The sequence below is a fragment of the Ancylomarina longa genome, from assembly GCF_003996985.1.
In the GTDB taxonomy this organism is placed as follows: domain Bacteria; phylum Bacteroidota; class Bacteroidia; order Bacteroidales; family Marinifilaceae; genus Ancylomarina_A; species Ancylomarina_A longa.
Genome location: NZ_RJJX01000153.1, coordinates 1 through 594, shown reverse-complemented (window position 1 = coordinate 594; position 594 = coordinate 1). Strand labels below are relative to the sequence as shown.

Below are 594 nucleotides of genomic sequence, written 5' to 3'. Positions count from 1 at the left end.
ATTTGGGAGGAGGAACAAGTGCCGATGGACTGGAAAGAAGGACACCTCATCAAGATTCCAAAGAAAGGAGATCTGAGCAGATGTGAAAACTACAGAGGCATTACACTACTGTCAATACCAGGGAAAGTCTTCAACAGGGTGTTGCTGAACCGGATGAAGGATGCAGTAGATGCCCAACTTCGAGACCAACAAGCTGGATTCCGAAAGGATCGGTCGTGCACAGACCAAATTGCAACACTACGGATCATCGTCGAACAATCAGTTGAGTGGAACTCGTCACTATACATCAACTTCATTGATTATGAAAAGGCATTCGACAGTGTAGATAGGAGGACATTATGGAAACTTCTTCGACACTACGGAGTTCCTGAGAAGATTGTCAATATTATCCGGAACTCATATGACGGACTACAGTGCAAGGTCGTGCATGGAGGACAGCTGACAGATGCATTCCAAGTAAGGACCGGAGTCAGACAAGGCTGTCTACTCTCTCCCTTCCTCTTTCTTCTGGTGGTCGACTGGATTATGAAGACCTCGATATTTGAGAGAAAACACGGCATACAATGGGCAGCTCAGAATCAATTAGACGATTTG

Annotated in this window: 1 protein-coding gene; it reads left to right on the top strand. The window is 45.6% G+C overall.

The genetic code is table 11. The features are described from left to right. A partial coding sequence (locus DLK05_RS19120) for an RNA-directed DNA polymerase (RefSeq protein WP_148114125.1) occupies nucleotides 1-594 on the top strand: 594 nt, incomplete at both ends.